The sequence below is a fragment of the Gryllotalpicola reticulitermitis genome, from assembly GCF_042651345.1.
GTDB classification, from domain to species: domain Bacteria; phylum Actinomycetota; class Actinomycetes; order Actinomycetales; family Microbacteriaceae; genus Gryllotalpicola; species Gryllotalpicola reticulitermitis.
This window is the reverse complement of sequence record NZ_JBHSCN010000005.1, coordinates 1,227,586-1,249,520: the sequence shown is the minus strand read 5'-3', so window position 1 is coordinate 1,249,520 and position 21,935 is coordinate 1,227,586. Positions and strand designations below refer to the sequence as shown.

The window sequence follows — 21,935 nt, the reverse complement described above, 5'->3', positions numbered from 1 at the left end:
ACCGCTGTTCAGTCGTGCACTACGGCGCGGGTCGCCTCAGACAGCCGCGCCTTCAGTTCTGCTGCGGTCAGCCGCGGCCCGTAGCCCGGGGTGTTGCGCTCGATGCGCCAGCTCTCGGCCACCGAGCCGACGTCGACCGCGTCGAAGCCGAGCTCGTCGTAGAAGTTGCGTGCCCACTCCAGCGCGTCCGCGTGGTCGCTCGCGATGGCGATCGCGCGACGCCCCGGGTCACCGGCCGGCGCCGCATGCACCGGGATGTGCTTCCAGTTGATGTGGTTGAACGTCTTCACCACGTGCGAGGTCGGCAGGTGGTCCTGCAGCAGGCCCGTCGTCGTGGCGCGCTCCTCGTCGATCGCAGCGATCCGACCGTCGCGCACCGGGTAGTAGTTGTTCGTCTCGAGCACGATCTTGCCCGCGAGCGGCTGGGGATCGATCTGCCAGATGTTCTTCAACGGAATCGAGACGATCGCAACATCAGCGGCGGCGGATGCTTCGGCAGCCCACGCCGCACGCGCCTTCGGGCCGATCTCGGCCACGAGGTCTGCGAGGGTTTCCGGCGCCCGGGAGTTGCTGACGACGACGTCATATCCGAGCTGAGCTGCGAGGCGCGCGAGGGTGCCGCCGATCTGACCGGCACCGACGAATCCGAGAGTTGTCATGCTCGGCGTAACCACGGCGGTCACGTGACGATTCCCCTGCCGCCGCGAGTCCCCTGCGGCGGCGAGACGCGAAACGCGAAACCGCGGTGTTACGGAATGCGACTAGCTCGCTTTGCCTTGGTGCACCCGCCACGTAACTTCGAGACACCAAGCCCCGCTGGAAGTAGGTGAAGCCATGTCCCGCACGATCTCGTCGACAGTCCTCCCCATCCAGCGCGCCATGGCCGGCGCCACGCCCTCGGCGTGGCGCGACGGGCTGGTTGTCGAGGCATCCGGCGCGACGGCATCCGTCGTGTTCCTTGACGGGGCCGTCGCCACACTCCGGGTGGTGGGCCCTGCCGTGGAACTCATTGCAGGGGAACCGGTGGCCTACCACCCGGTTGCAGAGCTGCTCGACGCCGCCCGCCTGGTGACAACCGCTCGAGTCGCGTAGCGCCCGAACTGGCTTGTAGCCAGCAGGCGCCGCTCAATCGCAACGCAGTCATCCGGCGCTACGCAGCAGCGCTACACAGTCAGCGAGCGCTACGCGTTATCCAGCGCTACGCAGTCATCGAGGCCATGACGGCCTCGCACTTCGCCACCATGTCGTCGCACGCCATGGCGCAGTAGCGGCACATCTCGTCCATCTCGGCGTGCATGCGGCACTCCGCCGCGCAGGCCTTGCCCATGGTCATGCAGGCCATCAGCATCGTCTGCATCACGTCCATGTTCATGCCCATGGGGCGCATCATCATGCGCATGCCGGCGTCGGCGAGGTTCGCCATGTTCGAGCACATCGCTGCGCAGGTGGCCATCTCGGCACCCATCGACATGTCCGTTGCGGCACACATCGTCGCCGCCATTGAGCAGGAGTTCATCGCCTGGATGCACTCCTGCATCGCGCCCATGTCCATGTGCATGTCCATCGGCATGCTGTCCATGCTCATGGACTGGGCCATGGACTGGGCCATGGACTTCATCATCTCCATCGTGTCCACGTCGGTCTCCGTTTCGCTCGTTCGCTCGCGCTGGTCGTGGTGCGGCGCATCCGGCCGCGTGACGGCGCATCCGGCCGTGTTACGAAATATTACGGTGCCAGCGGAGTCGCCGCGAGGGTGATTCGGGTCATTCGGGCTGTTGGGGCTGTTGGGGCTGCTCGGGCTGCTCGGGCTGCTCGGGCTGTCTGGCGCGCGCCGGCTGCCGGCCGGCTGCGTGGCCGTCGCCGTGGAATCCCACGAGGGGTGTCGGCAGCGAGCTGCACGAGCTGCTCGCCGTGGAAGAGCCACTCCCTGGAGACGTGATAACGACTGCCAGACAGGACGTCGATCGCGGCCGACGCCTGGTGCGACTCCACGGTGGCGAGGACCCAGATGTAGTCGGCCCCGCACGCTGACGGCAGCGCCCGAGTGAAGGGTCTGCCGACACTCCAGAGCCCGCTCGCCTTCGTATACGGAACGGCGAGTGTGACATCCGTCATGCCTGCGAATGCCGCGGGGTAGATGTCCGCGATGACCTGCGAGGTGGCGACCTTGTGCGCATGGGCCGCCCCGAACACGACGGCGTCGCGAGCGCCCGCAGGCTCGGCTTTCCTTGCCGCCGCGACCGTGGCGGCGATCGTGTTCCAGGTATCCGCTTCACGGGCACCAGGCGTGCGCTGCGCCGCCCAAGTCGGCGCGACGATCGCAAGAAGAACGGCGACGATACTCGCGGTGCACAGTCCCGGGCGCCAACGGATCCACGCGGCAGGCGCCGCGATCAGCAGGGCCATCGCCGGGGCGGTGAAGGCCACGTAGCGCGGCACATAGACGTGCGCCCCGAACCCGGTCAGGACGAGCAGGATGCCGGTGGGAACCACGAGCCAGGGCAGGCAGATGGTGACGAGCGAGGCGGTGGCACTGGCACCCCCGGTAGCGCTGGCGTCGCCGGTGGCACTGGCGCCGGGGCTGGCGGTGGCACTGGCGTCGCCGGCGGCACTGGCGCGGCGTCGCCAGGCCCAGACACCGCCGATTGTGGCGACGGCCGCGGCGGTCCACCCGATGATCGCAAGGGGCACGCTTCCTTGGAAGTACTGGACCTCGAGGACACCGGTGATCGTGTTCGCCGACAGCCCCGGGATCCAGGACACCTGCCCCTTCTCGCGCATCTCGAGGAGGGCGATGGGAGCCCATGCTGCTATCGCAACAGCGGACGCGAGACCTAAGCGCACCATTGCGCTCAGCGCGCGCGGGCGCCTCCGGATCGCGGGGAGGGCCACGCTGCCGGCGAGTCCGATGCACACCATGATCAGGTAGCCGAAGACGTACTGGCTCGCGGCGGCCATCACCGCGAAGGCGAGCCACCACGGCCACGAGCGCTCTTCTCGCAGAGTCCGGTCGCGCGCAGCGAGGAACAGGAGAACGAGTCCGGTGGCGAGGGCCATCGTCAGCTCGTACTCGCGACCCCAGTAGCCCTCCCACATCGTGATCGGCAGCACGGCGAAGACGACGCCTGCGGCGACGCCGACGCGCAGACCGGAGAGACGGCTCCCGAGCATCACCACGAGCCCCGCAGCAACACCGGCGGCGATGCTCGCCGGGGTGCGCAGCGCCATGGGCGTGTAGCCGAACACGCCCAGCCACAGGTGCATGAACGCGTAGTACGTGGCGTGCACCGCGTCGACGTGGTGGATTTCGGTCCAGAACGCACTCCACGGCCGGCGTGCGGAGACCACAGTCGCCGCCTCATTGAAGTCGAGTGACGGCACCCAGCTCAGGGCGAATGACACGACGAACCCGAACCCGGCAACCGTGAGCGCCGACCAGCGCCGGGCATTCATCCGCCGGGCAGGCATTCGCCAGGCAGGCATTCGCCAGGCATCCATTCGCCGGGCACTCATTCCGTCCACGGTATGGATGGTGGGCTCGGGTGCCGAAGAATTCACACAGCCGCAGGCAGCCCCCGAACTCCCAGAAAAGTCTGGGCAGAGCGAACCGCTGGTCGAAGGCGGCCGACCTTGGCGACCGCACTGATCGATTAGCGCATTCTGAGTCGCGCTTCGCTTAGTTGGCCTGAAAGCGCTGTTAGCCCAACAGCCACAGCTGCTAGCCCAACAGCCACAGCAGCGACAACAGTCACAACAGCAAGCACGACGCGCGGGGGTGAAATGGTCGACATCGAAGGCACGCCGGTCATCGGCGCGCAAGTACTGTGCGTTGACCTCGACGAGACCCTCATCAGATCGGATCTGCTGTGGGAGGCGACCGTCCGGTTCCTCGCCGGCAACCCGCTACGGGTGATCGCGGTGATCGCGATGGTGCTGCGCGGACCTGCGCGGCTCAAGAGTTGGCTCGCCGCTCGCGTCTCTCTCGAGGCCGAGCTGCTGCCGTACAACCAGGCTGTGGTCGCTCTGGTGACTGCGGCGCGGGCGGACGGTGCGCACACCGTACTGGCGACCGCATCACCGGAGCCCTACGCCCGTCAGGTCGCGGATGCGCTGGGCATTTTCGACGAGGTCATCGCGACCGAAGGCGGCGTGAACCTGTCTGGTCGTGCCAAGGCGCAGGCGCTCATCGAACGGTTCGGTGAGCGGGGCTTCACCTACGCCGGCAATTCCCAGCGCGATCTGAACGTGTGGCGACACGCGGGCCGGGCCATTTCGGTGGATGCTTCCGCCGCCGTGCAGTCGGGGATCGCAACGATGGGGATCGAGTCTGAGAATCTGCGCACTCCGCGTCCGTCCTGGCGGGTGTGGCTGCGGCAGGTGCGCCTTCATCAATCCGTCAAGAACGCCCTTGTGTTCGTGCCCCTCCTCGCGAGTCTCCGGGAACGCAGCTGGGCCGACGCGGGAGAGAGCGTCCTCGCGTTCGTCGCATTCACACTGCTGACCTCCGTCGTGTACATCTGGAACGACCTGAGCGACCTGGACTCCGACCGCGCTCACGCGACGAAGCGCTATCGGCCGCTGGCTTCGGGGACGATCGGCATCCCCCAGGCCCTAGTGGTCTGCGTCCTGTGCGGTGCCGGCGCGTTCGTCACCGCTCTGTTCCTCAACCCGCTTGTCGCTGCGATCCTCGCGCTGTACCTGGTCACGACCTCGTGTTACTCGGCGTTCGTGAAGCGCATCGCCGTCGCAGACGTCATCGTCCTCGCGGCCCTCTACATCATTCGCGTTCTGGCCGGCTGTGCCGCTCTGCTCATCGTCCCGTCGGTGTGGCTGCTGCTGTACTGCGTCTTCATCTTCTTCAGCCTGGCGTTGATGAAGCGCTGCGCGGAGCTCGGCCGACGAGTGGACACCGCCCGCAGCGGCCGCGGATATCTTCCGAAGGACCGTGGGGTGCTGACATCCCTCGGTATCACCTCGGGGGTCGCATCGATTCTGGTGTTCGGCCTGTACATCAACAGTCTCGCCGCCGACCGTCTGTACGACGCGCCTGTGCTGTTATGGCTTGCCGTTCCGGTGCTGCTCTACTGGATCGCCCGCGCCTGGATGCTGACCGACCGCGGTTCGATGCACGACGACCCCGTGGTCTTCGCGCTGCGCGACCCCGCGAGCGTCATCACCGCGGGCGTGCTCGCCGCGATCGCGGCCGCGGCAGTGGTGGTGCCGCTATGACGCGCGAGACTCGGGTGAGCTCATGGGGGCGCCTGCGACACGACCCGCACCAGGTGATCGCGCTGCGGGACCGTAGGACTGCGGGGTCACTCATCGCGGCCTCGTCACTTCCGGGACTCGCCGTCGGCATGGAGCGCAGCTACGGTGACGTCTCGACGAACCGGGGCGGAACCCTCTGGGACTGCCGCGGGCTGGACAAGTTCCTCGCGTTCGACGAGGACACCGGCATCCTCAGCTGCGAGTCGGGCGTGCTGCTGCGCGACATCCAAGCGACGTTCTCGTCGCGCGGGTGGATGCTGCCGGTGACGCCGGGCACCGCGCTCGTGACCGTCGGGGGCGCGATCGCCAATGACGTGCACGGCAAGAACCATCACGTGGCCGGCTCGTTCGGGAACCACGTCCTCAGCGTGACGTTGCTGCGCACCGACGGCGAGATCATCGAGTGCAGCCCGACGGAGAACCCGGACTGGTTCGCCGCGACGGTCGGCGGCCTCGGGCTCACTGGAGTCATCCTGGAAGCGACAGTGCAGCTGGCGCGGGTGCCAGGGCTGTGGCTCGCCGTCGAGAGGCTCGTCTTCGAGAGCCTCGATGAGTTCTTCGAGCTCTCCGAGGCGAGCTCGGCCACGTTCCCCTACACCGTTGCCTGGATCGACATCACCACCGACGGCGGCCGGCGCGGGATTCTCACGCGCGCGACCCCCACTGATGGAGCCGGGCCTGATGGGCGCGGGCCTGATGACCGCAGGCGTGGTGGGCGCGGGCCTGATGAGCGCAGCACTCGTCCCCTCGGAGTGCCGTTGGTCCCGCCGTTCTCGCTCGTGAACCGTGCGACGCTCCCGGCGCTGAACCGCGCCTACTTCCACCTGCAGAAGCGCTCCGCGGGCCGCTCGGTCGAGCACTACCGCACGTTCTTCTACCCGCTGGATGCGATCGCGAACTGGAACCGGCTGTATGGACCGAGGGGCTTCTATCAGCATCAAAGCGTCATTCCCCCGGCGAGTGCCCGGGAGGCGACGCGCGAGATCCTGGCAGAGATCGGGAAGACCGGGACCGGTTCCTTCCTCGGCGTGCTGAAGACCATGGGCACCACCCCGCCGGTCGGCATGCTGAGCTTCGCCGCGCCCGGGGTCAGCGTCGCCCTCGACTTCCCGGCGGCCTCGCCGGAGACGCCTGCGTTGCTGGAGCGACTCGACCGCATCGTCGCGACCGCCGAAGGCCGCATCTACCCCGCCAAGGACGCGCGAATGCCGCGCGAGCTGTTCCGTGCGGGCTATCCGCGTATCGACGAGTTCGCGACCTACCGGGACCCGGGCATCGCCTCGGATCTAGCGCGACGACTTCTGGGGAGTTGAGTGATGACCACACGACGCATCGTCGTCATCGGGGGCACCTCGGTGATAGCTCAGCACGTGCTGCGCGCGTGGCTGGCCGCCGGACCCGCATCGGTTCATCTGATCGGGCGGCACGCACAGCGCCTGCAGGATGTGCAGCGGGACCTCACCGTGCGCCACCCCGAATCGCACTTCACATTCGAGGCCGTCGACCTGGTGGACGTCGACGAGATCGACAGGACGGTTGCCCGAATGGTTGCGCGGACGGTGGATGCCGGGGAGCCGGACATCGTCCTGATCGCGCACGGCTCGCTGGGCTCGCAGGAGACCGCCCAGCAGGACCTGCGCGCAGCTCACGAGCAGCTCGTCGTCACGGGCGTCTCGCCTGCGCTCTGGCTGGAGGCATTCGCCGATCGGATGACGCACGGCACGCTCGCGATCGTCGGGTCGGTCGCCGGGGACCGCGGCCGCCGCAGCAACTACCTCTACGGCGCGGGCAAGAGCCTCATCGAACACGTAGCTCAGGGGCTGCAGCACCGCTTCGCCTCCACCGAGCTGCACATCGTGCTGATCAAACCGGGCCCCACGCGCACACCGATGACCGACCAGCTCGCGCAGTTCGGCGCCCGGCTCGCGGACGTGCAGGACGTCGCCGAGCGAATCGCCGCCGCCGTGATCGCTCGTCGCCCGGTCGTCTATGCCCCCGCGGTCTGGCGCCCGATCATGGCCGCGGTGCGCAGCATCCCCCGTCCGATCTTCAACCGGCTCGACCTATGAGCCAGAACCAAGGAGCTTCACGCATGCGCCTTCGCCAGCCGAGCGCCGAAACCGGCCTCGACCGCGAGCTCAGTAGGCAGCCACGCGCGGTCCACGCGGCTCTCGCCGCCCTCGTCATCGTTGTGGTCATCGTCATCGCGTGGCTCGGCATCTCGCTAGCGGGGGCGCTGACCGCTCCGGGGACGGACCCGACCTCCGCCCGGGTGGCCGAGTGGGGGCGCCAGCACGGCCTCGGCTGGGCCGTGACCGGCATGGAACAGGCCCAGTACCAGCTGAGCAAACCCAAGACCGGCGGGGTCGTCGCCGGCGGCCTGCCCACGATCGGCAAGTCCTCCGCCAGGACCCGGCCGAACGCATCCGCCAGTCAGCCGGCGACTGGCCACGCAACGGCGACTGGCCAGGCGACGACCACAGCTCCCCCGCCGCCGCTCGCGCCGCTCGTGCACACGACCACGCTCGCCGGCGAGGGCGCGTGGCACGACCTGTTCGCGGTGCACGGGCGCACGGCGGCCCGCGTCGCATTCCTGCGGCCGGACTCGCTGCACACCTCCTATTACGTTCAGGTGATCTGGATGGACCCCCGCCTCGTCTCGTTCACGCTCTACCCGGGCTACAAGGTGCCCGGCGCTGTGGCCGGGGCCGCGAACCGCATCCCGACGGCGAAGCTCGGCTCCGTGCTCGCCACCTTCAACTCGGGATTCCTCATGACCGACGCCCGGGGCGGATATTGGCAGAACGGTCACGCGGTCGTCCCGTTGCGCACAGGCGCCGCATCAATGGTCTTCACCACGGATGGGCACGTCCGAGTGGAGTCATGGCCGGGCGGGGCTCCCGGGCCCGGAATCGCCGCTGTCCGGCAGAATCTCGACCCGCTCATCCAGCACGGCGTGATCTCGCCCGCAGCAACCCAGGCCAACGCGGCGGCCTGGGGCCGCACGGTGGGCAACCTCGCTTATGTCTGGCGTAGCGGCATCGGCGTGCGCGCCGACGGCTCGATCGTCTCGGTCGTCGGACCGGCGATGGACGTGGAGACTCTGGCCAATGTGCTTCATGACGCGGGCGCCGTCACGGCGATGGAGCTCGACATCAACCCATCCTGGACGAACTACATCACGTACACGCATCCGTCATCGACGACCGCCATGCCCACTCTGCTGCCGCCGGCGAACCCTTACGTGCACGCCGATCGCTACCTGCAGCCGTCATCACGCGACTTCGTCGCGGTCTATCCGCGCTGACGAGCCCGTGTGAGCCCCGCAGACCCGCCTCGCGGCAGACGTGAACCGCTTGAGCCGGCGGAGATCGCCGACGCAGGAGTGTTCGCCGCGCTGGCCGTCGTGGTCGCATCCGTCGGGGCGTTTCTCCCTCATCTCGGCGTGATCGAGTTGCTCGCCGTCGTGCCGTTTGCGATCGTGGGCGTCCGCAACCGGGCTCGCGCGGTGATGGCGGCGGCGGTCGCCGCGGGATTCCTCACTTTTCTGGTGGCAGGAGTCAGCGCCACCGGCGTGGTCGCCGCGAGCGCGGTTCTCGGCGGCCTGTGCGGGGTCGTTCGCCGCCACCGGCGGGGCGCGGGAACGGTCGGACTGGTTGCGGCCGGCTTGGCGCCGTTGAGCGCGGCAGCAGCCGTAGGCCTGCTGTATGTGTTCGCGAGTGCGCGAGAACTGGCCTTCGCCTCGATGCGAACGAGCATGCTCGGCGCCGTGCGCGTCGCCGAGGCACTCGGAGCGCCGAACGCCGACGGTCGCCTGCTGATGACCGCGGTCGATGCCGGGCTCGCCGCGTGGCCGGTCCTCATTGCCGGCGCCGTACTCGTCCTCGTGCCGATCGGGATGCTCGCCACGAACGCATTCGTCGTCGTGATCATGCAGCGGGTGGAGTGGATCGCGCGAGCGGATCCGATCACGCGTGCATTCCATGCGGCAGCGGTGGCGGGGATGCCGATCGCCCCGGTGCCCGTTGAACTGCTCGGCGTGGGGTTCCGTCATCCGTCGATGACGGACCCGGCCCTCGAGGGCGTTGACCTCAGGATCAATCCGGGCGAGTTCGTCGCGATCGTCGGCCCGAACGGCGCCGGCAAATCGACGCTCGCCGCCGTGCTGGCCGGAGCCGAACCCACGAGCGGCGCTGTACGGCGGCCCGGTGCGCCCGGCCTGGGTCGGCCGGGTGGAACGGCAATCGTCACCCAACGGCCGGAGACCAGCATCATCGGCAGCACGGTCGCCGAAGACGTGCGGTGGGGGCTGCTCGCGAATTCGCGGGTGGGTGTGGGCAGGGATGTGGGTGTGGGCAGGGGCGGGGATGTGGGTGTGGGCAGGGGCGGGGACGTAGACGTGGACCGGCTGCTCGATACCGTCGGTCTCTCCGGGGCGGCGTCGCAGAGCACGGAGACGCTGTCCGGCGGTCAGCTGCAGCGTCTCGCGATCGCCGCGGCGCTCGCGCGGCGCCCGGCGCTGCTGATCTCCGACGAGTGCACGGCGATGGTCGACTCCGATGGCCGCGCGGCGCTGCTCGATCTGTTGGCGACGCTGCCCCGGCGGACGGGGGCAGCGGTGGTGCACATCACGCACGACGCGACCGAGGCGTCGCGCGCGGACCGTGTGATCCACCTCGACGCAGGTCGCGTCGTCAAGGCAGGTCGCGTCGTTAGGACAGGTCGCGTCGTCGAGACAGGTCGCGTCGTCGAAGCAGACCGCGTCGTCGAGACAGATCGGGTCGTCGAAGCTCCTCAGGCGGAGGCGGGCGACCGCTCCGGCGACCCGGTGCTCTCCGCCCATGACGTCGCTCACCGCTTCGACGCAGGGACCCCTTGGGAGGTCGTCGCCCTGCGCAGCGTGAACCTGGACATCTACGCCGGTGAAGCGGTCGTGATCAGAGGCCGCAATGGTTCGGGCAAATCGACGCTCGCCTGGGTATTAGTCGGCCTGCTGCGGCCCACCACCGGGTCGGTGCTGATCGATGGGCGTCCGGTCGCCGAGAACGCCGGCGCCATCGCCGTGTCGTTCCAGCACGCGCGTTTGCAGCTGCAGCAGCGGACGGTCGGCGACGACATCCTCGCCGCCGCGGGCGTCGACCCGCACTCATCGCCTGATCGGGGGCTGGTCACCGAGAGTCTCGAACGCGTCGGCCTGAGTCCGGCTCTGGCGGCTCGGACGATCGACGAGTTGAGTGGCGGTCAGATGCGTCGAGTCGCGCTGGCGGGCTTGCTCGCCGCCAAGCCGCGGGTCCTCATTCTCGATGAGCCGCTGGCCGGACTCGACCGCGATAGCCGACGCGACCTCGTCGAACTCCTCGAACGACTGCGTCGGGACGATCACCTCACGCTCGTCATCATCTCTCACGACTTCGACGATCTCGAGCGCGTCTGCACCCGCACAGTCGAGATGGTTGACGGGGTGACGACCGGTTCGAGTGCGGGCGACCACTCGCCCCAACCGCGGCGTCTCCGCCGTGGCCCGCTGGTGTTCCGCACGATCCCCGGAACATCACCGCTGCATCGCGTGAGCGCGGTGGCGAAGCTGCTCGCCGTGGCTGCTGCCACCGTCGGTGCCATCCTCCTTCCAAATTGGTACAGCATTGCGGCGCTGGCAGTCCTGGTCGCGGTCGGAACTCTCGCGGCCCGCCCGCCGCTTTCGGCCATTCCACGGATGCCGTGGTCGCTGTTCGGGTTCCTCGTCGTCTTGGGGGTCACGGCGGCCTTCGGCGGCAATATCGTCCCGTACCTCCAGTCGCTCATCCTCACCGCGCTGTTCCTGGCGATGACGCTTCTCGTGGTCTGGACCACCCGCGTTGAGGCGCTCCCGGCGGCGTTCGTCCGGATTGCCCGCCCCGCGCGGGCGCTCGGCGCACCCGTTGACGAGTGGGCCCACAGCCTCGGCCTGGCGGTGCGCACACTGCCCCTGCTACGCCAAGAGCTGCGAGTGGTCATGGCCGCGCGTCAGTTGCGGCTCCGCGCGCGGCGCGGGAGTGGCGGCAGCCGCCAGCGGGCAGCGTCGCGCGGGCACGAGCTGCTCAACCTCACCGTCGCAGTGATCGCGTCGAGTGCGCGCCGCGCCTCCGATCTCGGTCGAGCCGCCACTCAGCGCGGCGGGATGCAGCCGGTGCGGCCCGCACGGCCTTCACGGCCTGCACGACCTGCACGGTCTGCACGGTCTGCACGGTCTGCACGGTCTGCGCGACGCGCGCAGCGGCGAGGGGACAACGTCACTCCCGAATGAGTCCCGACGAGCTATCACTCGTACCGGGGCGGTCCGGCGGTGCCGCTGGGGAGGTTGTTACGCGCAGTGTTACGCACGCGAGTACAAGTGGGGGCTGGTTGTTTACGGGGCCCGGCGCGCAGGGAGAACGCTGCCGGGCCCCCGCCACCCGCGCTTGCGCGAGCAGCGTCCACTCAACCCGGGGCGACTCTATCGGGCCGCCGGCTAAGAATCCGTTAAGCCGGTGATTTGCGACACGGCGCGGACGCAACTCGAACACAGCACGGCCGCAGCGCCAGGCGATCCGCCGCAAGAATAAGCCCCTCTGATCGAAGAATCCCTGACCAAAGGGGCTTTCTGGTAGCGGGAGCGGGACTTGAACCCGCGACACCACGATTATGAGCCGTGTGCTCTAACCACCTGAGCTATCCCGCCGCAGCTCTCGAAGAGCAGCTCTCGAAGAGCAAAGCCATTGAAGAGCAGAGCCCCGAGTCAGGATTGAACTGACGACCCCTTCCTTACCATGGAAGTGCTCTACCACTGAGCTATCGGGGCGTTCGCCTTGGTGTGGAGCACCTGCTGGCAACCTGAAGATCATAACAGAGCCGACTGCCCGAGCCGAAACCAGGGCGCCGCACGCCACCCGGTAACGTGGCCGTATGGCAGCGCAATGGTGGCGGTCGGCCGTTATCTATCAGGTGTACCCCCGGTCCTTCGCAGATTCCGACGGTGACGGCGTCGGCGACCTGCCCGGCATCACGAGCCGGCTGGGAAGCATCCGCGATCTGGGCGCCGACGCCATCTGGCTGTCACCGTTCATGACGTCGCCTCAGCACGACGCCGGTTACGACGTGGCCGACTATTGCGACGTCGACCCGCTGTTCGGCACGCTCGGGGACTTCGACGCGATGATCGCGCGCGCCACCGACCTGGACCTTCGGGTCATTATCGACCTCGTTCCGAACCACACGTCGTCCGACCACGTCTGGTTCCAGGCCGCGCTCGCAGCCGGCCCCGGGTCGGCCGAACGCGACTGGTACATGTTCCGCGACGGCAAGGGGTCCGACGGAAACGTGCCGCCGAACAACTGGCAGTCGGTCTTCGGCGGCTCCGCATGGACGCGGGTCACCGAGTCCGACGGCACGCCGGGGCAGTGGTACCTGCACCTGTTCGACATCTCCCAGCCCGACCTCAACTGGCACTCGAAGTTCGTGCGCGCCGCGTTCCGCGACATCCTGCGTTTCTGGCTCGACCGCGGCGTCGACGGCTTCCGTGTCGACGTCGCCCACGGGCTGGTCAAGGCCGACGGGCTGCCCGACTACACGCCGCCCGCGGCGGTCGGCACGACGCCGGGTGCCGGCGGCTCGATGGGCGGCGCGACGGGCGGCCGCCCCGGCGCCGAGGACGCCGAAGACGAAGAGCCGCTCGCACCCTACTGGGGTCAGGACGGCGTGCATGAGATCTACCGCGAGTGGCACGAGGTCCTCGCCGAGTACGACGGCGACCGCGCCCTCTGCGGTGAGGCGTGGGTCGAGCCGCTGTCGCGCCTCGCGCTGTGGGTGCGCCCCGACGAGATGCAGCAGACCTTCAACTTCACGTACCTCGAGACACCGTGGAGGGCGCAGGCGCTGCGCGAAGTCGTCCGTTCATCGATCGATGAATTCGGGGCGGTCGGCGCTCCGTCGACCTGGGTGCTGTCGAACCACGATGTCGTGCGGCACGCCACCCGGCTGTCGCTCACCGTCGACAGCCCGCAGGGCGCGGGCCTGGGGCCGCGTGACCTGAAGCACGTGCCCGAGCGTCACTTCGGGCTGCGACGGGCTCGCGCCGCGACTGCGCTGATGCTTGCGCTGCCGGGCTCGGCCTACATCTACCAGGGCGAGGAACTCGGTCTTCCCGAGGTCGTCGACCTTCCTGACGACGCGAGGCAGGACCCGACCTGGTTCCGTACGGGCGGCGAGCGATACGGGCGAGACGGATGTCGGGTGCCGATCCCCTGGGAAGCCGACGCCCCTGCGTACGGCTTCAGTCCGACCGGCGCGTCGTGGCTGCCGCAGCCGGCGCTCTGGGCCGAATACGCACGCGATGTGCAGGAATCCGACCCCGCATCGCCGCTCGCGATGTACCGCGAGCTGATCGAGGTGCGCCGCCAGCGTCAGCTCGGCCTCGGCACCCTTGAGTTCCTCGACGGCTACGGCGAGGACGTCATCGCGTTGCGCAACGGCCAGGTGACGGTGATCGCGAACCTCGGCGGGTGGGACATCCAGGTCCCCGACGGCCGCGTGATCGGCGCGAGCGAGCCGGTCGGGCGCAACCTCGCGCCGGACACGACAGTGTGGGTCGTGACCGACTAGCCGCGTCGTCCCGCGTCGGCGGCGCCCAGAGCGTCGGCGGTGCCCAGAGCACTGTCGGGGTCCTGCGCGTCACCGTCGAGCGAGTACCGCACACCGTATTCCGCGATCACACGCCGCACCCCCGTCGGCACCTGAAGCCGGCGCGGGCTGAAGGTGTGGATCGGGAAGACGACGCGCGGTGCGATCCGCTCGATCATGGCGTGCAGATCGTCCGCCGAGGCGTGTCCGCTCGAACCCAGGAACCGCAGCTCGACCCCGAGCCTGTCGAGCCACGCGGTGAAGGGGCGCCACCAGGCGTCGAATTCGCCGAGCGGCTGGCCGTTGGAATGCAGCAGCACGTCGCCCGGCACGATCGGCAGATCGAGCAGGCTCGGCAGGTCGTGCGGGTCGGGCATCACGACGAAGCGGTCCGGTTGCGCGTGCACGTCGTTGAGCGAGACGGTCGTCAACTGGAATCCGTCGGCGCGCGCGGCCGCGATCGCCTTCAGGTGCGCGGATGCCTGCGGCCGGCTCTCGTCCCACGTCACGACATCCGACCAGCCGAGGCGTGCGAACAGCGCGGCGATCTGACCGCTCCACACGAGGGTGCGCCCTGCGCGACTCGCGGCGTACCGGAACTGGAGCGCGCGAGCGGCGTTCCGCGGATAGAGCGCGAGAAGCACCAGCCCACGCTGCGTCTCGAGCGTCGCGCGGAATCGCTCGACGATGTCGTGCTCACCGGCCGGCCGGTCGCCGAGCGGCTCCCACGAGAGCGAAGTGCCCTCCGTGACCAGCACGTCGACGCCGGCAACGCGCTCGGCGAAGTCGTGACTCAGATAGTCCTCGTCGCCGTGGAAGCGCAGGTCGCCCGTGAACGCCACACGGCCGTCGGGGGTGGTGACGAGGAATCCGCACGCGCCCGGCACGTCGTGGTCGACGGGAAGCGCCTGCACCGTGATCTCGCCCACGCTGACGAGCTCGCCGAACTCGATGACGCGCCAATCGGGCTCGGCGCCGAGCACGCCGTCGCCGCTCGCGTGAAGCGCGCGGAGCAGGGCCACGGTCTGCGCCGTCGCGTAGATCGGGACGGACGGTCGCACGAATCCGGCGAGCCCCATGTGGTCGAGGTGGGCATGGCTGATGAAGAGGGCGTGAGGGCCGGCGGCCGGCTCCAGCAGCTCGGCGGTGGCCGCGTCAGTCGCGATGTCGGTGGCGAGATCGGTGGCGGGATCGGCGGGGAGATCGGCGGGGAGATCGGCGGAGAGATCGTCTGCCACATCAGCTGTGAAATCGGCGGGGAGATCGGCTGCGCCATCAGCTGCGACGCCAGCGCGCAGCCAGCGGGGATCGTAGAGGCCGGGGATGCGTGGCGCCGCGCCGATCCGGAGCAGGTCGGCCAGCTCGCGGCCCGGCCGAGATCCGAGCCCGACGGGTGCGGCCATGAGGTCGTCGCCGTTCGGGATCTCGAGGCCCATGTCGAGCTGCACGCGCGCACGCACGCGACCGGACTCGCCGCCCCCATGGCTGATCTCGATTTTCGACGAACCGATCACCCCGAGGCCGCCGAAGAACTCGATCGTCGTGTGGGCGGCGTTCTTGTGAGCGGGGTTCGCGCGGGCGGTGTTCGCGCGGGCGGTGTTCGTGCGGGCGGTGTTCGTGCGGGCGGTGGCGCGGGCATCCGTCATCGAATTGCTCCTGAGGTCGAGTAGAGGCCGGTCACGAAGTATCTCTGGAGGAACAGGAACAGGACGACGATCGGGATCGTGGTGAAGACGACCGCCGCGGAGAGTGTCGTCCAGTCGGTTCCATTCACCCCGTAGAAGGCGTTCAGGCCCACTTCGATCGGCCGGATCGACGGACTCGTGGTCATGATGTAGGGCCACACGAAGGCATTCCACGACCCCATGAAGGTGTTGAGACCGACGAGGATCAGCGACGGCCGGGCGAGAGGCCCCGCGATCTGGAACGCCATGCGCAGCGGTCCGGCGCCGTCGACCTGGGCGGCGTCGAAGATCTCGGTCGGGATCGACAGGAAGAACTGCCTCAGCAGGAAGATGCCGAACACGGATGCGCCGAACGGAAGGATCTGGATCCAGTAGGTGTCGAGCAGGTGGAGCCGCGAGGCGATCACGTAGTTGGGGATGATGAGCACCGTCTGGGGGACCATCATCACGCAGAGCACGAGAAGGAACAGGGCGGTGCGCCCGAGGAAGCGCATGCGGGCGAAGGCGAATCCGGCGAGGATCGAGGTGGTGAGCACCAGCGCGACCGTGCACGCGCCGATGAACACCGTGTTGATGAAATATCGCACCCACGGCGCAGCCGACCACGCGGCGGCATAGTTGCTCCACTGCCAATCCGGCCAGAACGCCGGCGGGAAGCGGTACACCTCGCCGCGGCTCGACAGGCTGGTGTTCAGCACCCAGAGGAGCGGTGCGAGGAACGCCAGCCCGACGACCATGGCGATGATGACCAGCACGACCTGGCCTCGCCGGATCCGTCTTCTTTTCATGCCTGTTCTGCGTACCTGTTCTGCGTACCTGTTCTGTTGTGTTCTGCGTGCCCGGCTACTGGTCGGACGCCATGACCTTCTCGGCCTTGTCCTGCGCGTCCTTCAGCGCGGCCGTGGGGGTCGCGTTGCCGGCGAGCGCCGACTGCAGAGCGGCCGCAAGGTCACCCTCGGCCTCGTCCACCCACGCGTAGGGCGGTTCGGCCGACGAGTCGGCGAGGTCCTTGCTCGCGAAGGTGACGTACGGATTCTTGGCGATGTAGTCCTTCATGTCCGCCAGGTCGAGCGTCTTCGGGTTGACCGGCAGGTAGCCGGTGGCTTGCGCCCACGCGCTCTGCGTCTCGGCATCCGTCAAGAACTGCATGTATTTCCACGCGGCGGCCTTCTGGTCGTCGCTCGCGTTGCTGAACATGGCGATGTTGGTTCCGTTGATCTGGTTGACGCGCGTGCCGTCCTCGGCCCCCGGCACGGGCGCGACGGCCACCTGGAACTTGCCGCCGACGGCCTGCTGGTCGTAGTAGAAGCTCGTCGACGTCGAGATGTCGAACGCACCCTTCTGCGCGCCGAGCGCAGTCTCGCCCGGGTAGTTGGTACCGGTCTGCACGGCGCCGGCCTTCTTGAGGTCGACGAGGTAGTCGAGCGCCTTGACGGCGGCGGGCGAGTCGAACTGCGGCGTGCCGTCGTTCTTGAAGACGGGCGTGCCGTCGGCCTGCGCGATCAGCTCGAAGATGGTCGTGCCGCCGGCGGGGCCCGACGACGAGCCCGGGTCGATCGGAAGCGCGACGACGCCGTTCTTCGAGACCGCCTTGGCCACGGCGGCGAACTGCGTCCACGTGGTCGGCACGCTCTGGCCGGCCGCCTTCAGCATGTCGGGGTTGTAGAACGTGACGACCGTGCTCGCGTTGAACGGCCACATGTACATCGTCTTGCCGATGTAGAGGCTGTTCTTGATGCCCTTGTAGAGACCCTCGGCCGCGGACGGATCTGCGGCGGCGTAGGCGGTCAACGGCTCGAGCACGTCCGACTGCGCATATGCGGCGGCCCAGTTGCCGTACACCTGCGAAATGGTCGGCGGGCTGCCCGCCGTGACGGCGGCGTCGACCTTCGTCTTGAGGGTGCCGTAGTCCGGTTGGGGCTGAAGCGTGACCGTGATGTTGGGATTCTTCTGCTCGAACTGCTGCGTGAGCTTGTCGAGCTCGGTCTTGAGGGAGCCGGAGGACATGGCCTCGGCGAAGGTGATGGTGACCTTCTTGTTCGGGGCGAGGGTGGGAGCGCTCTTCGAGGAGTTCGAGGAACCGGAGGAGTTGGAGGAGTTGGACGCAGAGCCGGCGGACGAGCATCCGGTCAGCGCGAGTGCGGTGATCGCCGCGCCCGCCGCGAGGACGGACAGGGTTGCGCGGGTGGTGCGCTTCATGAGGTGGTGGCCTTTCTCAGAGATTGAGAGCGGTTGTGGTGAGTGCGGTTGTGATGAATGCGGTTGTGGTGAGAGCGGTTCTGACGAGTGCGATTTCGGTGATGGGAGTCGGAAGACGATGTGCCGCCCTGCAGGCGCAGCTGAAGGATGCTGAGCGCTGCGGTGACGACGAAGAGCACGACGGCGAGCGCGGCCGCGTACCCCGTGTTCGAGAACACGAACGCCTGCTGGTAAAGCTGGAAGCCGAGCGTCGCGGTGGCATAGCCGGGTCCGCCCCCGGTCATGACGAAGAACTGCGTGAACGCCTGCAGGCTCCCCACGGATTCGATGAGCAGCACGAGCGTGACGACCGGTCGCAGTTGCGGGAAGGTGACGTGCCAGAACTCCTGCCACGCGTTGGCCCCGTCGAGTTCGGCCGCCTCGGACAATTCCCCCGAGATGGTCGTCAGACCGCCGAGGAACACGATCGTCACGAAGCCGAGCTCATGCCAGAGCGAGTACACGAGCACCGCGGGCATCGCCCAGTCGGAGTTCCCGAGCCAGTCGATGTTCTTATGGCCCGTCGCGTGCACGACGAGGTTCGCGAGGCCGAACTGCGGGTTGAAGATCCACACCCACACGAGCGAGGTCGCGACGATCGGCGTGACGTGCGGGAGGAACACCATCGTGCGCGCCGAGGTGAGCCACCGGCCGCCCCGAGCGAGCAGCAGTGCGAACACCAGCCCGAGGGCGGTACCGCCGATCACCATTCCGGCGACGTAGTAGAACGACACCCCGAGGGTCGACCAGAAGCTCGGGTTACCCGTGCCGGTGAATACCGTCTGATAGTTCTCGAGGCCGATGAACTTCGACAGCGCCGGGTTGAACTTGTTCCACTTGAACAGCGACAGCGCGAAGGTATAGGCCGTCGGCCCGATCGAGAAGACGAGGAAGATCAGCAGCGCCGGCAGCACGAAGAGGTACGCCACAGGAGAGCGTAGGGTTCCCCGATTTCCCGTGCGCACGTTGCTCCCCCGAGCCGGTTCGACGGCGCGGGCCTGAGCCCGTACCCCCTGGCCCGTGGCCAAGATTCGACCGTACCGTGCGGTCCGTTACGCGCTCGGGGCCGGGTTATGACCCCGAGGTGAACTCTGCGAGCGCCGAATTCGTGCCGAACGGCCCCTGTCAGACGCCGAACTCGACCAGCAGCGGCTCGAGTTGCGCGAACAGCGCGGGTTCAGCGGCGAGCGCGAATCGGTCGGTCACCGGGGCGCCGCTGAGACCCGCGACCTGTGCTCCCGCCTCGGCCGCGATGAGTGCGCCCGCGGCGTGATCCCACGGCTGCAGGCCGCGCTCGTAGTACGCGTCGAGGCGCCCGGCGGCGACGGAGCAGAGGTCGAGCGCCGCTGATCCGATGCGGCGGATGTCGCGCACACGCGGCAGCAACTGCGACACGACGGATGCCTGCTCAGCACGGCGCTCGGCGCGATAGCCGAACCCGGTGCCGACCAGCGCGACCGACATGTCCTTGCCCGTCGCGACCTCGAGTCGCCGGTCGCCGAGGTACGCGCCGCCTCCGCGCACGGCGGTGTAGACCTCGCCGAGGACGGGGTTCACGACCACGCCCGCGAGAGCGGTCCATTCGCCGGGATCGGCGCCGCCTTCGACCGCCGCGATCGAGATCGCGTAGGCCGGAATGTCGTAGAGGTAGTTCACCGTGCCGTCGATCGGGTCCACGACCCAGGTGATGCCCGTCGCGGCGGCCGCGTCGGGAGTGGCACCCGCGCCGGTCTCCTCGCCGAAGAATCCGTCACCCGGCCGCGCCTGCGCGAGCAGCGACCGGATCAGCGCCTCGGACGCCTTGTCCGCCTCGGTCACCACGTCGACCGGCGACGACTTCAGGCCGGCGACGTCGACGCCCTCGCGGCGTTTGCTGCGCACGAGCTCGGCCGCGGCGAGGGCGGTCGTGCGGGCGATCTCGAGCAGTTCGGCAGGGTTCGCAGGGTTCGCAGGATTCGCGGCGTTCGCGGGGGTCGGCGCGCTCTCGGCAGTCACCCTCCGAGCGTACGGGCGCGATGCCGGATAGCGAAGCGGCCGCCCCATACACCTGATTCATAACCGGGGGCAACGCCGTTGCCAGCCTCCGCGACGAATGTAGTCATCGATATCGGGGTGCGTGACCGGTATTCCTCCATAGCGGGCGGGCCCCTGAGATGTGCGACTCAGTGGGCCCGCCATTCTTTTACCCTGCTGTGCCCTGTTGCGCAGCACGACTAATGCCCTACTCTGGCGGCGATCCCGCGGCGATCAGAATGCCGACCGGGGCACATAGTTGGGGGTATTCACGTATGTCTGGTTTTCCGCCGCCGCCGTCTGGGCCGCCGACCCCGCCAGGGCCGCCCGTCCCTCCGCCACCGCCCGCACAGTACGGTTCCGGGGCGTATGCCGGTGGTGGCGAGCCGCCGCTCGACCAGCCGTACTACGGAGCGCCGTTCGCCGCCGCATTCCGCCGGTTCTGGACTAAGTACGCCACGTTCTCGGGCCGCGCGAGCCGCTCTGAGTATTGGTGGTGGTACCTGATCGGCTTCATCGTGAACGCCGTGCTCAGCGGCCTCCGCAATATCCACGGTCCCGTCGGCGTTATCTTCGGCGTGATCGAGGGGATCTGGGGTCTCGCGATCATTGTGCCCACACTGGCGTTGCTTTGGCGACGGCTCCACGACACCAATCGCAGTGGCATCTGGGCGCTCGCCCCGATCATCTTTGCCGTGGTCGGCGCGATCCTCGCGGCGGTCGGTGCCGTGGTCGCAATCGCGGGCGCTCACGGCATTGGCGGTGTTCTTCTTCTGGTGGGCGGCATTGTCGCGATAGTTGGCAGCATCGTGCTGCTCATCTTCACCCTGCAGGGGCCGAAGCCGGAGGGGGCGCGCTTCGACCGCTGAGGCGATTTTGATCGCGTTGCGGCAACCCTGAGGTCCAGAGCGGTCCGCGGGCGTTATGGAGACGATCCGGAGACGATGTTGAGCGACTCCTGACCAGCGAGTGCGGCGAACCTTCGGCGCGACCCGCAGACTTGATACCAGCGGCACCCGAAGCCGCGACCTCAACCCCAAGAACCCATACGCAGCCCGCGCCTCACCCGAAGAGGAGCGGGCTGAGTTGGTTAACGAAACAGGGGAGGGATCCTTCGGCAAGTGCAAGCATGACCGGTGTGACGTTCTCACATGATCTCGCCCCGTTGCTCGTCTTCTATGTGGCGGTGGCCGTGCTTGCGGTCCTCGTCTGGTGTCTGATCGTCTACCTCGTCCTCCGGCTCGCCATCACACACGGGCTTCGAGCGCATCAGCGGTGGATCGACGACGGTAAGCCGTAGCAACCGACCAAACAAAAGAAACCCGGCCAGATATGGTGTCTGACCGGGACTTTTGCACGAGTGGCGAGTGAGGGATTCGAACCCCCGAAGGCTAAGCCGGCTGATTTACAGTCAGATCCCTTTGGCCGCTTGGGTAACTCGCCGTTGACGCTCCCGACCGCGTGTATTCACCCGGCCGAAGGCGCGTCCCAATGTTACTCGGGGCTTGCGCTCCCACGAAATCGGGGGCAGAGCTCACACCTGCGGCAAGCCGCGCGCATGCGTCGACGACCAGAGCGCACGCCTTCAATAAGCTGGACCGCATGGCAGATTCCTCATTCGACATCGTCAGCAAAGTCGACAAGATGGAGGCCGACAACGCGGTCAATCAGGCCAAGAAAGAGATCGAGCAGCGCTACGACTTCAAGGGTGTCGGCGCTTCCGTCGACTGGTCTGGCGAGCAGCTCCTGCTGAAGGCCAGCTCCGAAGAGCGCGTCACCGCAGTGCTCGACGTGCTTCAGTCGAAGCTGATCAAGCGCGGCATCTCCCTCAAGTCCCTCGACGCCGGCTCGCCGTTCCCCAGCGGCAAGGAGTATCGCATCGAGGCCAAGCTCAAGAACGGCATCGAGCAGGACGACGCGAAGAAGATCTCCAAGATCATCCGCGACGAGGCGCCCAAGTCGATCAAGAGCCAGATTCAGGGCGACGAGCTGCGGGTGTCGTCGAAGTCACGGGACGACCTGCAGGCGACGATCGCCCTGCTCAAAGGCAAGGACCTCGACGTCGACCTTCAGTTCACGAACTTCCGGTAGAGCGCG

General features: G+C 68.0%; 17 protein-coding genes, 3 tRNA genes and 1 pseudogene. 10 read left to right on the top strand and 11 right to left on the bottom strand.

What is annotated here, in order from left to right:
* Positions 1 to 8 precede the first annotated feature (8 nt).
* Positions 9 to 761, bottom strand: a pseudogene (locus ACFOYW_RS12980) (NADPH-dependent F420 reductase); the annotation flags it as partial.
* A gap of 73 nt (positions 762 to 834) precedes the next feature.
* Here ACFOYW_RS12980 and ACFOYW_RS12975 point away from each other — a divergent pair.
* Positions 835 to 1,092: a nuclease gene (locus ACFOYW_RS12975; protein ID WP_390229473.1), complete on the top strand. Its 258-nt coding sequence runs from the start codon at positions 835 to 837 to the stop codon at positions 1,090 to 1,092.
* Positions 1,093 to 1,198: 106 nt separating this feature from the next.
* Here the strand turns inward: ACFOYW_RS12975 and ACFOYW_RS12970 are convergent, their stop codons facing one another.
* Both ACFOYW_RS12970 and ACFOYW_RS12965 read right to left on the bottom strand, forming a co-directional pair.
* Positions 1,199 to 1,627 (bottom strand): aldehyde dehydrogenase, encoded by a 429-nt coding sequence (locus ACFOYW_RS12970; protein WP_390229666.1) that lies wholly within the window; start codon positions 1,625 to 1,627, stop codon positions 1,199 to 1,201.
* A 98-nt stretch (positions 1,628 to 1,725) separates the two neighbouring features.
* Positions 1,726 to 3,513, bottom strand: a complete 1,788-nt coding sequence (locus ACFOYW_RS12965; protein WP_390229471.1) for a glycosyltransferase family 39 protein — start codon at positions 3,511 to 3,513, stop codon at positions 1,726 to 1,728.
* Between the two features lie 267 nt (positions 3,514 to 3,780).
* On the opposite strand from ACFOYW_RS12965, the gene ACFOYW_RS12960 reads away from it, so the two are divergent.
* From ACFOYW_RS12960 to ACFOYW_RS12940, 5 genes are read left to right on the top strand one after another with little or no spacing between them, the layout of a single operon-like run.
* On the top strand, positions 3,781 to 5,229 hold the full coding sequence (locus ACFOYW_RS12960) for a UbiA family prenyltransferase (protein WP_390229469.1): 1,449 nt from the start codon (positions 3,781 to 3,783) through the stop codon (positions 5,227 to 5,229).
* Positions 5,226 to 6,581, top strand: a complete 1,356-nt coding sequence (locus tag ACFOYW_RS12955) for an FAD-binding oxidoreductase (RefSeq protein WP_390229467.1) — start codon at positions 5,226 to 5,228, stop codon at positions 6,579 to 6,581. The genes ACFOYW_RS12960 and ACFOYW_RS12955 overlap by 4 nt, the downstream gene beginning before the upstream one ends.
* Before the next feature lie 3 nt (positions 6,582 to 6,584).
* Complete coding sequence (locus tag ACFOYW_RS12950; protein WP_390229465.1) at positions 6,585 to 7,337, top strand: SDR family NAD(P)-dependent oxidoreductase; 753 nt, start codon at positions 6,585 to 6,587, stop codon at positions 7,335 to 7,337.
* A 23-nt stretch (positions 7,338 to 7,360) separates the two neighbouring features.
* Entirely contained in the window at positions 7,361 to 8,575 is a 1,215-nt protein-coding gene (locus tag ACFOYW_RS12945; protein WP_390229463.1) for a phosphodiester glycosidase family protein, read from the top strand.
* Between the two features lie 9 nt (positions 8,576 to 8,584).
* Entirely contained in the window at positions 8,585 to 11,551 is a 2,967-nt protein-coding gene (locus tag ACFOYW_RS12940; protein ID WP_390229461.1) for an ATP-binding cassette domain-containing protein, read from the top strand.
* A gap of 337 nt (positions 11,552 to 11,888) precedes the next feature.
* On the opposite strand, the gene ACFOYW_RS12935 is transcribed toward ACFOYW_RS12940, so the two are convergent.
* A tRNA-Met gene (locus ACFOYW_RS12935) sits at positions 11,889 to 11,965 on the bottom strand.
* 48 nt (positions 11,966 to 12,013) lie between these two features.
* Positions 12,014 to 12,085 (bottom strand) — tRNA-Thr (locus ACFOYW_RS12930).
* Between the two features lie 104 nt (positions 12,086 to 12,189).
* Between ACFOYW_RS12930 and ACFOYW_RS12925 the strand changes: the two genes are divergently transcribed.
* Complete coding sequence (locus ACFOYW_RS12925) at positions 12,190 to 13,884, top strand: glycoside hydrolase family 13 protein (protein ID WP_390229459.1); 1,695 nt, start codon at positions 12,190 to 12,192, stop codon at positions 13,882 to 13,884.
* On the opposite strand, the gene ACFOYW_RS12920 is transcribed toward ACFOYW_RS12925, so the two are convergent.
* From ACFOYW_RS12920 to ACFOYW_RS12900, 5 genes are all read right to left on the bottom strand, one after another.
* Entirely contained in the window at positions 13,881 to 15,548 is a 1,668-nt protein-coding gene (locus tag ACFOYW_RS12920) for an MBL fold metallo-hydrolase (protein WP_390229457.1), read from the bottom strand. The genes ACFOYW_RS12925 and ACFOYW_RS12920 overlap by 4 nt on opposite strands.
* Positions 15,545 to 16,375, bottom strand: a complete 831-nt coding sequence (locus tag ACFOYW_RS12915) for a carbohydrate ABC transporter permease (RefSeq protein ID WP_390229455.1) — start codon at positions 16,373 to 16,375, stop codon at positions 15,545 to 15,547. The genes ACFOYW_RS12920 and ACFOYW_RS12915 overlap by 4 nt, the downstream gene beginning before the upstream one ends.
* A gap of 55 nt (positions 16,376 to 16,430) precedes the next feature.
* Positions 16,431 to 17,786, bottom strand: a complete 1,356-nt coding sequence (locus tag ACFOYW_RS12910; protein WP_390229453.1) for an ABC transporter substrate-binding protein — start codon at positions 17,784 to 17,786, stop codon at positions 16,431 to 16,433.
* On the bottom strand, positions 17,783 to 18,754 hold the full coding sequence (locus ACFOYW_RS12905) for a carbohydrate ABC transporter permease (protein WP_390229451.1): 972 nt from the start codon (positions 18,752 to 18,754) through the stop codon (positions 17,783 to 17,785). The genes ACFOYW_RS12910 and ACFOYW_RS12905 overlap by 4 nt, the downstream gene beginning before the upstream one ends.
* 196 nt (positions 18,755 to 18,950) lie before the next feature.
* Positions 18,951 to 19,820, bottom strand: coding sequence for an inositol monophosphatase family protein (locus ACFOYW_RS12900; protein WP_390229449.1), 870 nt, complete (start codon positions 19,818 to 19,820; stop codon positions 18,951 to 18,953).
* 158 nt (positions 19,821 to 19,978) lie between these two features.
* Here ACFOYW_RS12900 and ACFOYW_RS12895 point away from each other — a divergent pair, with 158 nt between their 5' ends.
* The gene (locus ACFOYW_RS12895) at positions 19,979 to 20,707 is read left to right on the top strand and encodes a DUF805 domain-containing protein (protein WP_390229447.1); all 729 of its coding nucleotides are present in this window, start codon (positions 19,979 to 19,981) and stop codon (positions 20,705 to 20,707) included.
* 269 nt (positions 20,708 to 20,976) lie between these two features.
* Complete coding sequence (locus ACFOYW_RS12890; RefSeq protein WP_390229445.1) at positions 20,977 to 21,138, top strand: hypothetical protein; 162 nt, start codon at positions 20,977 to 20,979, stop codon at positions 21,136 to 21,138.
* Between the two features lie 61 nt (positions 21,139 to 21,199).
* Here ACFOYW_RS12890 and ACFOYW_RS12885 read toward each other — a convergent pair.
* A tRNA-Tyr gene (locus ACFOYW_RS12885) sits at positions 21,200 to 21,281 on the bottom strand.
* Positions 21,282 to 21,440: 159 nt separating this feature from the next.
* Between ACFOYW_RS12885 and ACFOYW_RS12880 the strand changes: the two genes are divergently transcribed.
* Entirely contained in the window at positions 21,441 to 21,929 is a 489-nt protein-coding gene (locus tag ACFOYW_RS12880; protein WP_390229443.1) for a YajQ family cyclic di-GMP-binding protein, read from the top strand.
* Positions 21,930 to 21,935: the final 6 nt, after the last annotated feature.